This is a genomic window from Halobiforma nitratireducens JCM 10879 (genome assembly GCF_000337895.1).
In the GTDB taxonomy this organism is placed as follows: Archaea; Halobacteriota; Halobacteria; order Halobacteriales; family Natrialbaceae; genus Natronobacterium; species Natronobacterium nitratireducens.
The window spans coordinates 19,050-32,051 of sequence record NZ_AOMA01000122.1 but is presented as its reverse complement, the minus strand read 5'-3'; the positions used below and the strand labels follow the sequence as shown (position 1 = coordinate 32,051).

Here is a 13,002-nt window from a genome sequence, read left to right as displayed (position 1 = left end):
CCCGCCACAACCGACGCCTATTTTCCCCCGCCGACCCCCATTTCGCACATGCTCGTTCGGTTCGTCACTGGAAACGAAGGCAAAGCCCGCGAGGCCCAGGAGTATCTCGACGGTATCACCGCCGTCAACCGCGTCGAGTACGACTATACCGAAATCCAGAGCGACTCGCTCGAGGAGATCGCGACTCGCGGCGCGCGGGAGGCGTTCGAGGAACTCGCGGGCACGGAGCCGGTGCTCGTGGGCGACACGGGGCTGTTCGTCGACGCGCTCGGCGGTTTTCCGGGCCCGTACTCGGCGTACGTCGAGGACACCGTCGGCGTCGAACGACTCTGGCGACTGGTCGAGGCAGAAGAGAACCGCCGCGCCCGGTTTCGGACGGTACTGGCCTTCGCCGACGGCGACCGAACCGAGACGTTCGCGGGCGAACTCGCCGGCACGATCGTTGCCCCCCGCGGCGACGGCGGGTTCGGCTACGATCCGATCTTCGAGTACAACGGACAGACGCTGGCCGAGATGGACGTCGAGGAGAAAAACGCTATTTCACACCGTGGCCGCGCGCTGGCGACGTTCGCGGACTGGTACGCGGACCAGCACTGACGAGACGGCGGGGCCGGCCGTTCCAGGGATGGATTCACTCGCGTGGCTCCCGATCCGGCCCAGGATACTCGCTGCCCTCGAGTGCCTCGTAGAGACTCTCGGGATCGAACAGGTTCGCGAACGCGTCCGGCGGCCGGACGCTCACCGAGACGTGCGGTTGCATCGAGAGCCCGGCTTTCGCCGAGCCGAGCCGTTCGTCGTACGAGAGCAGATGCGCCGCGTTCCCGCGATAGGCCGACGCCAGCGCCGGGTGGTCGTCTTCGGGGAGGTCGACCGCGACGCGTGTTGTCTCGAGTCGCTTGCGGTGAGCAGCCGCGAGGTCGGCGTCCGTCAGATCGGCGACGAGGCGTTCGGTTCGCTCGAGCAGGTGATCGCTGGCGACGAGGTCGACCCAGGAGTGGCGGCGGACGTGATCGAGCGCCTCGCGGGCGTCCCCGCCCACGAGCAGGTCGGCGGCGAGCACCGTTTCGTCGGCGACGACGCGGGCGGGGTTCGGCAAGTCGTCGTGTCCGTCGTCAGTCATCGCCGTCGCCTCCGTTGTTTTCGTCGTTGCCGTCGTTCTCGTTCGTCTCTCCACTCGAGGCTGCCGACTCGAGGCCCTCGGCCGCCGTCTGAACGTCCTCGATCGAGACGTCGTACTCGGCTCCGCCGTCGAACAGCTCCTGCCAGGAGACGGTCATCGGCGAACGTTGCACGCGCCGGGTAAAAAACGCCGCTCTCTGCGTTACTCCGACTCCGACTCCGACTCCGCCAGGCGGTTGTAGAGCCACCCGAAGAGGTAGCCGAGCACGAAGGCGTCTACGAATCCCATGACGGTCCCCCAGACGAGGTCGCCGGGAGAGCGGCTGTAGCCGGGGTAGATGTCCTCGAGCAGCAGTCGCCATCGCTCGCCGTACTCCGTTCCCGCGAACAACTCGAACAGCGCAACCGCGGTCGCCCAGAGGATGCCGGCCGAGAGGCCGAGCGCGCGTTGATCGACGTTGGACATGAGTCACGGGCTCTACCACGGCAAGCAGGTAAACGTTGGCACGTCGGCTCACTCCCCTCGAGAGAGCCACCAGAACGCGACCGCGCCGAGGACGAAGGCGAGGCCGACGTTGACCGCCAGTCCGAGGACGCCGACGCCGATCACCAGCGCGAGCGATCGGCCGTCCGAGACGGGTGCAAAGGCCGCGCGACCGAGTTCCAGAGCGACGACGACCAGCAGGACACCGAGCAGGGCGACGGGGAACGCCGCGAGCAAGGCACCGGCGGTGACCAGCGCGAGCGCGAGATAGCCCAGTCCAAGCAGAACGTTCGCCCCGCCCGTTCGCGCGCCGAAAGCGTACTTTCCGGCGAGCCCACCGCTGCCGTGGCACATCGGCACTCCGCCGATCGGCACCGCCGCGAGACAGGTCGCGCCCATGCTCTTGGACAGCGAGTCCGCGGAAACGTCCCGGTTGTAGAGGTCGCCACACAGAAGCGCCGTCGCGATCGCGGCGTTCCCGATCGTCATCCCGAGTTGGGCGATCGTCCCCTCGAGTGGAGGGCCCGTAAACGCCGGCGTCCCGGCGGGGAACACCCCGACCGTCGGCACTCGTGGCGTCGGCACGCCGGCCGTCGCGACCGCCGCGACGCCGCCGAGCGCGAGGACGACGAGGACGCTCGCCTGTCGGTACCCCACCAGCGCGAACGCGGCGACGACGGCGAACCCGCCCAGCGCGACCACCGGAGCGTCGACCGAGAGGCCGACGGCGGCCTCGAGCAACAACAAGGCGACGGCAAGCTGGACGCCGCGGACGACGGGCTCGCCGACGACCCGCTGGAGTCGACCGACGAGACCGAACTGTCCAACGACCAGCAAGACGCCGCCCGCGAGCAGTCCGGCGGCGGCCAGTTCCGGATACGACAGCGAACCGACGATCGCCAGCCCGACGAGCGCCTTCATCGGCTCGACCGACAGCGGCAGTCCGTAGTACAGCCCCCAGACGATCTGGAAGACGCCGAACCCCACAAGCACGTGAGGCAAAGAGACGCTCGTCGTCGCCGCCAGCGCCACCAGCAACGGGAGGACTGTAACCGAATCACCTAGCGCACCCGTCAGTTCGGACGTCGAGAACTCGAGTTCGGTCGCTCGGTCTGACCTGAACGAGTACGCCATTTGCCGTCGATTATACGGATGTCGACTTCACTGTTTCGTGTAACTTTGCGGAGTTTCTCGTTGTGCTTATGAAACTCGTACTGGTTACTCGGGTCGAGGAAACGGACGGGGGAAGACCACCACTCCTAAGATCGATCGTTCGGAGGTTCGCACGTGAGCGAACTCGGCAAAATAGATCGGACGTTCTTCGACCGCCACGTCGCGTCCAACCTGGGAGCTGATCGGGACGACGTCGCCGTCGGTCCCCAGCACGGCGTCGACTTCGGCGTTCTCGATATCGGCGGGCAGGCGCTCGTCACCGCGACGGACCCGATATCGATCCTCCCGCCGCTGGGTCTCGGGCGGGCCGCGCGGTTCGCACTCGATTTGATTCTCGCGGACGTCGCGGTCAGCGGCGTCGCCCCTTCCCACCTCTCGGTCTGTTTCACCCTCCCCGAGGCGATGACCGACGAGGAGTTCGCGGCGGTCTGGGAGACGATCCACGAGGAGTGTGCCGACCTCGGCGTCGCCGTGGCGACGGGACACACCGCCCGGTACTCCGACCCGTCGTACCCCTGGGTCGGTGCGGCGACCGCGATGGGGGTCGGTGAACACGACGAGATCGTCCGCCCCGACGGCGCGACCGAGGGCGATCGACTCCTGCTGACGACAGGACCGGCCGTCGAATCGGTGGGGCTACTCAGCACGCTCTACGGCGACCAGCTGGAGCTCCCGCCGGAGACGATCGCGGATGCACAGGAGCGCCTCGAGGAGGTCTACTGCGTCCGGGATGCCCTGACGGCTTCGGCCGCGGGCCCGGTGACGGCGATGCACGACGTGACCGAGGGTGGGCTGGCCGGCGCGCTGAACGAGATGGCCGCCGGTGCGAACGTACGGTTCGGGATCGACCGCGATGCGGTCCCGATGCGGCCGGGCGTCGCCGAGGTCTGTGACGCCCTCGAGATGGACCCCTGGGCGACGACCAGTTGCGGCTCGCTCGTGATCGCCGTCGAATCCGACGGTGTCGACGATGTCCGCGGGGCACTGGAAAACCGGGGAACCGTCGTTGCCGAAATCGGCCGGGTGGAGGCGGCCGACAGCGACGGAGAGGGTGACGGAGAGGTACGCGTCGACGGCGAACGACTCGAGCACCCGAGCGTCGACCCCTCGTGGGCAGCGTACGCGGAGTTAGCGGAGAACGCCGATCCGCCGGATTGAGGGTGACTAATCACGGCTGATCGCCATCAACAGGCTCGCTCCGGCGACACCCAGTCCGTGCGCTCGAGCAGGTCGGGGTTTGCCGGTTCACAAAGCGGCGCGGGATCGACGATGCTCTCGGATCGCATGCCCGAGACCGTCCCCTCGAGTGCCGAGCGGGCGTCGGTCGCCGGGGCGCGGGCGAGGGTCGGCGTCCCGTCCACACGGTGGAGCCGTTCGTCGACGGGGTCGGTCGGGGCGTGGGACCGCTCCAGGGTCGAGCTGTTTTCGGTTCCCGCGTCGGCGTTCGGCGACCCGATCGCTCCGTGCCAGAAGTTGCCCGTTCCGTCGTCGCTCCAGACCCGGAGCGTGCCGAGTCGGACGGTCGCGTGCTCGTAGTTCCCGACGAAGTCGTTGTCTGCCACCTCGTTCGTCGGGAGGATATGATTCGCCCGGATACCCTCGACATTGCCCGCGAGAACGTTGCCCTCGTAGATCGAGTTGCCCGCGCCGGTGGCCAGGCCGACCTCGGCGTCGGCGACGAGGTTGTCCGCGACGTACGATCGTGAGCCGGCCATGAGGATTCCCTGCGAGACGTTTCGGACCTCGTTGCCGACGACGGCGTTGTGTTCCGGGTCGGTCATCACGTCGATCCCCGTGGAGGTTGCGTCCTCGATGTGGTTGTCCGCAATCAGCGTACTCGAGGTGTACATCAGGTGGACGCCGATCCGGTTGTTCTCGAGGGCGTTGTTCCGGAAGACGAACCCNAGGTGTACATCAGGTGGACGCCGATCCGGTTGTTCTCGAGGGCGTTGTTCCGGAAGACGAACCCGTCCGAGCGATGGAGGTAGAGCCCGTCGCGGCCGTCGACGAGCCGCGAGTCCTCGACGAGGGAATGGGGCGAGCGGATCGTCGTGACGGCCATGTAGCCGTCGTCCCAATCGTCGCTGCCGTAGACGGTGACGTTCCGGACGACGCTTTCCGGCGCGTCACGAAGGAGGACGCCCGTCGCGGGTGTCTCGATCGTCACGTTCTCGACGCGTGCGTTCGAGGCCCCGTCGAGGTCGATGCCGGCGTCACTCTGCCCGTAGGCCATCTCGAGGATATCGTCGGCGGCGTCGGCGTCGACATCCTCGCCGTCTTCGTCCGGATCGGTCGCATCGCCGACGCCGTCGATCCGCAGGTCCGCGATGGCTGCGCGGTCGGACGCGAGGACGAGGACGGAGCCGTTGCCGTCGCCCCGGAGGGTCGTGGCGTCGGTGCCGTCGGTGGCGTCGGTGGCGTCGGCATCAGTTCCATCCGGAAGCTGGCCGTCACCCTGGCCGACGATCGTGATCGGCCGCTCCACCTCGACCGTGTCCGGCACCTCGTGGACCCCCTCCGGAACGACGACCGCTGACTCGGGCGGCGCAGCCGCGACGGCGTCCTCGAGGGTATCGGCGTCCTCGCCGACGACGACCTCGACGGGGCGGTCCCACAGCGTCGCCGTCGTCCCGACCAACTCGTCGGCGCGTGCGTGGCGCTGATCGACGCGGTCCCGAACCACGCCCGCGTCGTCGATCGCGAACTTGCGCTCGAGCAGCGCCCCCCAGCCGACGACGGTTCCGCCGTGGTCGGCGGCGAACGCTTCGGCGTCCGCCGGGTCGCCGAAGGGGACGACAGTCTCGCCCGCTGGCGTGCGGGCCTCGCTGTCGACGACGAACGTCGCCGATTCGGCGTCGATCCAGTCCGCGTTCCCCTCGAGCGTCGGGTACCCCTCGTCGGTGAGGTCGACGCCGCCGGCCGCACCGTAGTCGGTGACGTAGGCAGCGAGCGGGTAGCCGAACCGTTCCTCGTGGCCCGGCGCGCCGTGGGCGTCGACGAAGCGTTCGACCCCGCGATAGCCGACGACGTACTCGTACTGGGAGTAGAAGACCTGCGCCTTCGGCACGTCGACCGCACGCAGATCGTCCTCGTCGCCCGCGTTCTCGAGGACGACGCCGGTAGCGACGGTGTCGTGGAACGGAACGGGCTCGGTCGACTCGGCACCCGACCCCGCGTCGATCGCGAAGAGACCGACGACTCCGAGGAGAGCGATCACGACGACGAGACCGATCGAAAGCGAGACCAGGAAGCGGCGGGAGACGGCCATCGGTAGCGTGTCTCGACTGGGTTGGCCCGCACAATAGTCGGTCTGGTACGGCTATCGAAGGATCGGGCGCTCGAGCACTCGAGCCCGCCGATCAGCCCCGCTCGACCGTGGTGGTTTTACGCTGGGGGTCCCTTGTGCCGGTAATGACGGACCCAAGCCCGTCCTCGTGGTGGCGTCGACGCCGCGTCCTCGCCGCGATCGGCGCTGGCAGCCTGGTCGGCGTCGCCGGCTGCGTCGGGGGTGGCGAGAGCGACGGCGACGGCGACGGCGACGGCGAAGACGACGTTGCGAGCCCCGACGACGATGCCGACGGTGGCGAGCCCTCCCCGTTCCTCGTCGACCACCCCGGCGACGAGCCACAACCGTTCGAGAGCGACCACATGTGCGGCGTCTGTACGATGGGCGTGACCAGCTACGACGAACGAAACGCGCAGCTGGCTCACGAGACCGGCGACGGCATGATGTTCTGTAGCCCCGGCTGTCTGTTCGCGTACTACGTCGCCCCCGACCACTTCGACGGACCCGACAGCGACGTCGTCGGCGTCTGGGTAACCGACTTCGACACCGGCGACCTGATCGACGGGTTCGAGGCTTACTACGCCCTCGAGCACGACGACAGGCGAGCCGACGACCCGATGGGGGTCGACCCCCGGGTCTACGAGGACGAGGACCTCGCCGTCGCCTACGTCGAGGAGTACGACGACCTCGGCGAGGACGACGTGATCACGTTCTCGGAGGTCGACGAGGACGTAGCGCGAATCTACCGGAGCTCGAGACTCTAGCGGAGCTATTTTTGGCACGGTAGGGAAACAAGCCCCAGCGGTTCACAGCGGCTGGTAGTGCGGAAGCGGGATATGCGGTAGGGGAATACCCAGCGTCGCGAGCCCGTGTTGCAGCGGGATGTATCCGAGCACGACGAACGCGACGCCGAGCACCCGATGGAGTTTCATCCTGGTCTCGAGGCTGACCGACTGGAACAGCGTTCCGTAGACGAAAAGCGACGGTACGGTCCCCAGCCCGAGCGCGGCAAGCGCGAGGACGCCACCCGTGGGTGACCCCTGGACGAACGCGTAGAGAAAGGCCGGGTACAACAACGGACACGGGAGCAGGCCGTGAACTGCACCGAGGCCGGCGATCCGGCTGTCACCGACCCAGGTATCGACGTTTGCGAGCAGCCGGCCGTGAACCCGCTCGAGGACTGGCTGCACAAGTGGAACGTCGACCGAGCCGCCGACGAGCCCGCGGCCGACGAGATAGTGGACGCCCATCCCGACGATCAGCGCGCCGACGACGATCCCGGCGACCGCGTGCACGTCGGTTGCGACGGCGGTCACCGCTCGCGGGGAGACGAACACCAGCGATCCCGCCAGCCCGAAGAGCCCGCCGATGAGCGCGTAACTGGCCGTCCGTCCGAGGTTGAACAGCGCGTGCTGTTTGACCATCCCGACGGTCAGCTCGTTTCGCGTCGACGAGGCGTCGTTTCGAGAGCGCATCCGGTCCGAGTACGTCGTGACCAGCGGGCCACACATCCCCAGACAGTGGGCACCACCGAGGAGCCCGATCAGCGCGAAGACGACGATTCCGACCGGCTCGGCGGCGGCCGGATCGAGCGCCGGGTCGTAACACTGCTCGAGGACGGCCCCCGAAACCGGCGGGAGCGACCACGGCAGCCCGGCCGCGAGCACGATCCCGTCGACTGGTCCCGCCATGGCTCACTCGAGGCCGTCGAGCAGCCGCTCGAGATCGTCGGTGATCCGATTCGAATCGGGGTCTTCCCCACGGTAGGCGCGCTCGACGTAGCCGTCGGGGTTGACGAGGAACGTGACCGCGATGTGGATAAACTCGTAGTCGTCACCGAGTTCCTCACGCTCGAACGGAACGCCCAGTTCGTCGTCGACGACCGCCGTAGCCGCTTCGGGACCATCCGGCCGGAGGTAGTGCCAGTTGTCCGCTTCGTAGTCGATGTCGAGCATGTCAGCGTGGTCCCGAAGCGCGTCGGCGGTGTCGCGTTCGGGGTCGAACGTCACCGCGAGGAACCGGGTCCCGTCGGCGAGGCCGCGCTCGCCGGCGTTTCGCTGGACCTGTGCGATCGAGTCCATCAGTGGAATACACTCGGCCGGGCAGGACGCGAAAAAGGCAGTCGCGACGAGTGCGTCCTCGAGTGCGTCCACGTCGACGGTCGTCTCGGCGAGCGGGTCCTCGAGCTCGAACGTCGGGAACGGGTCGCCGTAGGTTGGGTACGAGACCCCGCTCGGGACGCCCGCTTCGGGGGGCTCGAGGACGGCGTTGTCGGCCGAATCGTCTAACATACCGGTCAGGCAGCCGGCGACGGTCGTCAACCCGGCCGTCGCTCCGAGAGTCAACGCGTGGCGGCGATGCATTACGAACGCCTAACGATCGGATCGGCAAGTAGCGTCTGGTGCAGCCGTCGAAGAGGGCCCGAACACCCGCACTTTCTCCGGGAAAGGGGGTCGGGATTCGGCGACTGTACCAGATTCGACTTATCCGTGGAAGCGTACATCCGCGGTATGAACCAGCAGACGCCCGTGAGAAAGGAAGACGGAGCCGCTGGCGGATCGGAAGGGAAACTCCACCGTCGCACGGTACTGGTCGGTGCGGCCGGCGTCGGCGTCGCGGCGCTTGCCGGCTGTCTCGGCGAGGACGGCGACGTACCCGACCCCATCACGGTCGACGGCGACCTGGCCTGTGACCAGTGTACGATGCAGATCGGGCAGCATCCGGGCCCGGTCGGACAGACACACTACGACGACCCCGAGGACGTCCTCGAGGAGGATCGGCCGGCGCAGTTCTGTAGTTCGACCTGCACCTACGTGCACACCTTCGAGCAGGAGAACGCCGGTCACGACCCCACTGCAACGTACCTGACCGACTACTCGACCGTCGACTACGACGTCGAACTCGACGACGACATCGAGGAGATCAGCAGCCACCTCGCGGCCGACAGCTTCGCCGTCGTCGAGGACCTCACGATGGTCGTCGACAGCGACGTTCAGGGAGCGATGGGGCCGTCGATGATCGGGTTCAGCGACGCCGACGAAGCCGAGGCGTTCCAGGCCGAGTACGGCGGCGACCGCTACGACCACGAGGACGTGACCGCCGAGCTGGTCCGGTCGCTGACGGTCTGATGACTGCGTTTCGCCGATCCCAAGACCGGTTACTGCTGTCGTCACCTCGGAGCGAGGAGCCCGGCTGTCGGTCTGGGGAACGCACGCGATCCGATGGTTCGTCGATCCGGTCTCGAGCGGACCCCTACCGCCGGACGCCCCAGACTGCGACCGCGAGCGAGCCGACCATCCACGCGACCAGCCCGGCCAGGCTCGCCAGCGGCGACGCCACCTGCGGCCCCGTGCCGGCCGCGACGACGACCGTCGTCTCGAGAACGAGTCCCCGGTAGGCGCTCAGCGGGCTGATCGCGAGCGAGTGCAGGAGGGTAGCATCGCCGATCAGCCCCTCCGCGAGCCCGTAGACGATCGCGAGGTCGAACCCGACGAGCAACGCGACGAGCGCGACCACGGACAGCCCCAGCGCGCTGCGAGTGGCGCTGACGAGCGACGAGATCGCGATCGCGACCGCGAGCACGACGAGTGCGAACAGAACCGTCAGGACGAGAAACCGGGCGAAAAGCACCGGGGAGTCGGCCCCTGCGTGGGTCGCGTAGATCGCGACGGCGTCGTCGCCAGTGACGGCGATCGCGATGGCGGCGACGGCAAGCGGGATCGCAACGGCGAGTGCGAGGCCGGCGGCTCGGCCCGCGTAGACGCCGAGGACGATCTCCCGCGGCGAAACCGGATACGTCTCGAGGACCTCGATCTCGCCGCGCTGGTCGTCGGCGAGGATCGCCCGGTAGCCGAAGGCGACCGCGACGATCGGGACGAGCAACTCGAGGGGCGTCAGGAGGTCGACGGCCGTCGGGAGGTAGCCAGCGGTGTAGCCCCCGCCGATCCAGGTAATTCCGAGGACGACAGCCGCGAATGCGGCCGCAAGCAGGTAAAACGTATGCGTCCGGGCGACGGTTCTGAGTTCGCGGCCGACGATCGTCCCCAGGAGACGTGTGGTCCCGGGCGTACGAAGGTGAGACGACGCGGCCTCGCCGTCGGTCTCGGTCTCGGCCTCGGTCTCGGCGTGGCTGCTCATTCGTCGGTCACCCCCTGTACCCGGACGGTCCCCGCGTCGGCGGCGACCGACTGCTCGTAGACCGCACGCAGCGAGTCGACCTCGAGATCGGCCCGCATCGACGCCGGCGGCCCCTGGCGGACGATCCGGCCGTCGTCCAGCAGTGCGACCGCGTCGGCGGTTCGGTCGACCAGCGACAGATCGTGAGAGCTCAACAGGACGGCCGTCCCCTCGGCGGCGAGTTCCGCGGCGATCTCGAAGACGTGGTTGCTCATTCCGGGATCGAGGCCGCTCGCGGGCTCGTCGAGGACGACGACCGGGGGGTCGCCGATCGTCGCCTGAGCGATCCCGACCAGCCGCGTCATCCCTCCCGACAGCGCCTCGACGGGCCGGTCCGCGGCGTCCGCGAGGCCGACGGTCTCGAGTCGGTCGACGGCGGCGGTGTCGGGCTCGTCGGCCCCGACCAGCGACGAGTAAAAGCGCACGGTCTCGAGCACGGTGAACCCGGGCCGGAACGCGGGCTGTTGTGGGAGGTAGCCGATCCGCCGGGCGGCGTCGTCGCCCCGGTACGTGACCGACCCGCCGGTCGGCTCGAGCAGGCCCGCGAGAGTCCGCAGCAGGGTCGTCTTTCCGGAGCCGTTCGGGCCGATCAGCGCCGTGACGGCACCGGCATCGACGGTCGTAGAGACGTTCTCGAGGACCGAAACCGGACCGTAGGAGTGGTCGACATCGTCGGCTTCGAGGACGGGTGGTCGGTCCGGCACGTCGTCCGGTCGTGCCGTCTCGGTTTCGTTCGGTTCCTGTTCGGCGTCCGTGGTCGGTCCGGTGGTCGTGTTCGTGTTCGTGCTCATACTCGAGTCAGTCCTCGAGGACGGTCGATTCCTCTCCCGGTCCTCGCCGTTCGAGTCGGTGTCCCCGGTCATGGCCGATCGTTCGGGTTCGGCCCGCCGCAGGACCAGGCCCGGTCTTCCCACTCGGTGTCCGCGAGCAGGTCCGGGTTGTTCGGTTCACAGGTCGGTTCCAGGTCGACGATGCTGCCGGTCCGCATCCCGGGGACAGTTCCCTGCAGTCCCGCAAGCGCCTCGAGTCCCGGCGCACGCGACAGAGTCGGGGTGCCGTCGACGCGGTGGAGTCGCTGGTCGACGGGTGCCGTCGGCGAGTAGGCGCGATCGAGGGTTCCGCCGGGGCCGTCCTCGCCGGGGAGCGTCGTCGTCCCCTGCCAGTAGTTGCCCGTTCCGCCCTCGCTCCAGAGCCGGAGCGGACCGGTACCGGCCGTCGCGTGGACCCCGTTGTCGACGAAGTCGTTCGCGACGACCTGGTTCGTGGGTAACATCGCGCGCGTCTGTGCGCCGATATCGTTGCCGGCGAGGAGGTTGCGCTCGTAGAGCGTGTCCGTCGCGTCGACCCGCAGGCCGACGCGGCTGTCTGCGAGGAGATTGTCCGCGACGTAGGAGGCGCTCCCGCTCGGGAACAGGGCGAAGTCGCCGACGTTGCGAATCTCGTTGTCGACGACCGCGTTTCGCTCTGGTCCAGTCATAATGTAGATCCCCGTGTTCGACTGGTTACGGAGGCGGTTGTCCGCGAGCAACGAATCGGAGGTGTGCATTAGATGAATCCCCAGCCGGTTCCCCTCGAGACGATTGTCCCTGACGACGGAGCCGTGGGAACGGTGCGTGTAGACGGCGTCCCGACCGTCGGTCACCGTCGACTCCTCGAGGACGAACGGCGATCGAAACGAGAGGATTCCGGCGTGGCCGTCCTCCGGGTTCTCCGGGCTGTGGACTGTCACGTTTCGGACGATCGAGTCGCCGCTGCGCCGGAGGACGATACCGCTGGCCGCGGAGTCGACCGTGACGTCTTCGACCAGCGAGCCGGGAGCGGTGTGGAGGCCGATGCCGGCGTCGCCGCCGGCGTAGTTCCCTTCGAACCGCTCGTCCCACGCCTCGTCCTCGTCGCCGTCGGGGTCGTCGTCGCCGGGGAGTTCCCCCGTCCCTAGTCGCTCGGAGCCGGAACCGACCACCTCGAGGCCGACGATCGCGGTCCGATCGGCGGTCGCAGTGATCACCGTCCCGTTCCCGCCACCGTCGATCGTGACGGTCCCTTCGCCGGCGAGAGTCAGCGGCCGATCGATCTCGAGGCGCTCTTCGTACTCGCCGTCGGGGACCAGGACGGTCGTGTTCCGTGGAGCGTCGTCGATAGCCGCCTGGATGGTGTCGGCATCCTCACCGACGACGGTCGAGACCGGCCGCTCTCGGAGGGCAGCGACAGCGTCGACCCGGCGATCCGCGTCGCGGTGCTGGCCGTCGACGCGGTCCCGGACCGCTGCTGGCTCGTCGGTCTCGAACTCGGCCTCGAGGAGAGCGTCCCACGTCAGCACTGTGCCGTCGTGGTCCTCGGCGAACGCCTCGGCGTCCGCACGAGTGGAAAAGGGGACGACCGTCTCGCCGCCGGGCGCGGCGGCGTCGCTCCCGGAGACGTACCAGGCGTTCTCGGCAGTGTGCCACGCCGGCTCCGTCTCGACGGTCGGGTGGCCTTCGGCGGTCAGGTCGACGCCGGTCGAGGAGTAGTCGGTGACGTAGATCGTCAGCGGGTAGCCGAACCGTTGGGTGTGTCCCGGCGACCGCTGGGCGTCGACGAAAGTCTCGACGCCGTAGTAGCCGACGACGTACTCGTACTGGGAGTAGAACACCTGTGCCTTCGGGAGAGTGACCTCCTCCTCGAGGGCCCGCTCGTCTTCCAGGGCGAGCCCCATCGAGACGGTCTCGTCGAAGACCGCAGGCTCGGGCTCGGTCGAGTCGGCATCGACCACGAAGAGACCGACCGC

General features: G+C 68.3%; 15 protein-coding genes. 4 read left to right on the top strand and 11 right to left on the bottom strand.

Translation table 11 applies throughout. The features are described from left to right. Positions 1 to 48: 48 nt before the first annotated feature. Entirely contained in the window at positions 49 to 597 is a 549-nt protein-coding gene (gene rdgB, locus C446_RS11975; protein ID WP_006673370.1) for an RdgB/HAM1 family non-canonical purine NTP pyrophosphatase, read from the top strand. Between the two features lie 34 nt (positions 598 to 631). Here rdgB and C446_RS11970 read toward each other — a convergent pair whose 3' ends face one another. The 4 genes from C446_RS11970 to C446_RS11960 are packed head-to-tail and all read right to left on the bottom strand — an operon-like array spanning position 632 to position 2,737. Continuing rightward, the gene (locus C446_RS11970) at positions 632 to 1,120 is read right to left on the bottom strand and encodes a DUF7384 family protein (protein ID WP_006673369.1); all 489 of its coding nucleotides are present in this window, start codon (positions 1,118 to 1,120) and stop codon (positions 632 to 634) included. Next, the gene (locus tag C446_RS19335; protein WP_169331364.1) at positions 1,113 to 1,277 is read right to left on the bottom strand and encodes a hypothetical protein; all 165 of its coding nucleotides are present in this window, start codon (positions 1,275 to 1,277) and stop codon (positions 1,113 to 1,115) included. Before C446_RS19335 ends, C446_RS11970 begins: the two co-directional genes overlap by 8 nt. A gap of 44 nt (positions 1,278 to 1,321) precedes the next feature. Continuing rightward, entirely contained in the window at positions 1,322 to 1,585 is a 264-nt protein-coding gene (locus tag C446_RS11965) for a bacteriophage holin (protein ID WP_006673368.1), read from the bottom strand. A gap of 48 nt (positions 1,586 to 1,633) precedes the next feature. Continuing rightward, positions 1,634 to 2,737 carry a putative sulfate/molybdate transporter gene (locus C446_RS11960; protein WP_006673367.1) on the bottom strand — a complete coding sequence of 368 codons (1,104 nt, stop codon included), beginning with the start codon at positions 2,735 to 2,737 and terminating at the stop codon, positions 1,634 to 1,636. 153 nt (positions 2,738 to 2,890) lie between these two features. Between C446_RS11960 and C446_RS11955 the strand changes: the two genes are divergently transcribed. Next, the gene (locus C446_RS11955; RefSeq protein ID WP_006673366.1) at positions 2,891 to 3,934 is read left to right on the top strand and encodes a HypE family hydrogenase expression/formation protein; all 1,044 of its coding nucleotides are present in this window, start codon (positions 2,891 to 2,893) and stop codon (positions 3,932 to 3,934) included. A gap of 26 nt (positions 3,935 to 3,960) precedes the next feature. Here the strand turns inward: C446_RS11955 and C446_RS20610 are convergent, their stop codons facing one another. Both C446_RS20610 and C446_RS11950 read right to left on the bottom strand, forming a co-directional pair. Next, positions 3,961 to 4,626 carry a right-handed parallel beta-helix repeat-containing protein gene (locus tag C446_RS20610; RefSeq protein ID WP_394295212.1) on the bottom strand — a complete coding sequence of 222 codons (666 nt, stop codon included), beginning with the start codon at positions 4,624 to 4,626 and terminating at the stop codon, positions 3,961 to 3,963. After that, positions 4,626 to 6,044 (bottom strand): nitrous oxide reductase accessory protein NosL, encoded by a 1,419-nt coding sequence (locus C446_RS11950; RefSeq protein ID WP_394295211.1) that lies wholly within the window; start codon positions 6,042 to 6,044, stop codon positions 4,626 to 4,628. The genes C446_RS20610 and C446_RS11950 overlap by 1 nt, the downstream gene beginning before the upstream one ends. A gap of 143 nt (positions 6,045 to 6,187) precedes the next feature. Here C446_RS11950 and C446_RS11945 point away from each other — a divergent pair, with 143 nt between their 5' ends. Beyond that, positions 6,188 to 6,826, top strand: coding sequence for a nitrous oxide reductase accessory protein NosL (locus tag C446_RS11945; protein ID WP_006673365.1), 639 nt, complete (start codon positions 6,188 to 6,190; stop codon positions 6,824 to 6,826). A gap of 42 nt (positions 6,827 to 6,868) precedes the next feature. Here C446_RS11945 and C446_RS11940 read toward each other — a convergent pair whose 3' ends face one another. Both C446_RS11940 and C446_RS11935 read right to left on the bottom strand, forming a co-directional pair. After that, positions 6,869 to 7,753, bottom strand: a complete 885-nt coding sequence (locus C446_RS11940; RefSeq protein ID WP_006673364.1) for a sulfite exporter TauE/SafE family protein — start codon at positions 7,751 to 7,753, stop codon at positions 6,869 to 6,871. Between the two features lie 3 nt (positions 7,754 to 7,756). Continuing rightward, positions 7,757 to 8,425, bottom strand: coding sequence for an SCO family protein (locus C446_RS11935; protein ID WP_006673363.1), 669 nt, complete (start codon positions 8,423 to 8,425; stop codon positions 7,757 to 7,759). A gap of 147 nt (positions 8,426 to 8,572) precedes the next feature. Between C446_RS11935 and C446_RS11930 the strand changes: the two genes are divergently transcribed. Then, positions 8,573 to 9,190, top strand: a complete 618-nt coding sequence (locus C446_RS11930; RefSeq protein ID WP_049920195.1) for a nitrous oxide reductase accessory protein NosL — start codon at positions 8,573 to 8,575, stop codon at positions 9,188 to 9,190. Between the two features lie 124 nt (positions 9,191 to 9,314). On the opposite strand, the gene C446_RS11925 is transcribed toward C446_RS11930, so the two are convergent. The 3 genes from C446_RS11925 to C446_RS11915 are packed head-to-tail and all read right to left on the bottom strand — an operon-like array spanning position 9,315 to position 12,930. Beyond that, positions 9,315 to 10,199: an ABC transporter permease gene (locus C446_RS11925; protein WP_006673361.1), complete on the bottom strand. Its 885-nt coding sequence runs from the start codon at positions 10,197 to 10,199 to the stop codon at positions 9,315 to 9,317. Beyond that, a complete protein-coding gene (locus C446_RS11920) occupies positions 10,196 to 11,101 on the bottom strand; it encodes an ABC transporter ATP-binding protein (protein WP_006673360.1) in 906 nt (301 codons plus the stop codon). Before C446_RS11920 ends, C446_RS11925 begins: the two co-directional genes overlap by 4 nt. Next, complete coding sequence (locus C446_RS11915) at positions 11,098 to 12,930, bottom strand: NosD domain-containing protein (RefSeq protein ID WP_239639502.1); 1,833 nt, start codon at positions 12,928 to 12,930, stop codon at positions 11,098 to 11,100. Before C446_RS11915 ends, C446_RS11920 begins: the two co-directional genes overlap by 4 nt. Between the last annotated feature and the right edge of the window lie 72 nt (positions 12,931 to 13,002).

Coding starts and splice junctions, on each gene's coding strand:
- rdgB (WP_006673370.1), top strand. CDS start 49: ATGCTCGTTCGGTTCGTCACTGGAAACGAAGGCAAAGCCCGCGAGGCC.
- C446_RS11970 (WP_006673369.1), bottom strand. CDS start 1,120: ATGACTGACGACGGACACGACGACTTGCCGAACCCCGCCCGCGTCGTC.
- C446_RS19335 (WP_169331364.1), bottom strand. CDS start 1,277: ATGACCGTCTCCTGGCAGGAGCTGTTCGACGGCGGAGCCGAGTACGAC.
- C446_RS11965 (WP_006673368.1), bottom strand. CDS start 1,585: ATGTCCAACGTCGATCAACGCGCGCTCGGCCTCTCGGCCGGCATCCTC.
- C446_RS11960 (WP_006673367.1), bottom strand. CDS start 2,737: ATGGCGTACTCGTTCAGGTCAGACCGAGCGACCGAACTCGAGTTCTCG.
- C446_RS20610 (WP_394295212.1), bottom strand. CDS start 4,626: ATGTACACCTCGAGTACGCTGATTGCGGACAACCACATCGAGGACGCA.
- C446_RS11945 (WP_006673365.1), top strand. CDS start 6,188: ATGACGGACCCAAGCCCGTCCTCGTGGTGGCGTCGACGCCGCGTCCTC.
- C446_RS11940 (WP_006673364.1), bottom strand. CDS start 7,753: ATGGCGGGACCAGTCGACGGGATCGTGCTCGCGGCCGGGCTGCCGTGG.
- C446_RS11935 (WP_006673363.1), bottom strand. CDS start 8,425: ATGCATCGCCGCCACGCGTTGACTCTCGGAGCGACGGCCGGGTTGACG.
- C446_RS11930 (WP_049920195.1), top strand. CDS start 8,573: ATGAACCAGCAGACGCCCGTGAGAAAGGAAGACGGAGCCGCTGGCGGA.
- C446_RS11925 (WP_006673361.1), bottom strand. CDS start 10,199: ATGAGCAGCCACGCCGAGACCGAGGCCGAGACCGAGACCGACGGCGAG.
- C446_RS11920 (WP_006673360.1), bottom strand. CDS start 11,101: ATGACCGGGGACACCGACTCGAACGGCGAGGACCGGGAGAGGAATCGA.
- C446_RS11915 (WP_239639502.1), bottom strand. CDS start 12,930: ATGGGGCTCGCCCTGGAAGACGAGCGGGCCCTCGAGGAGGAGGTCACT.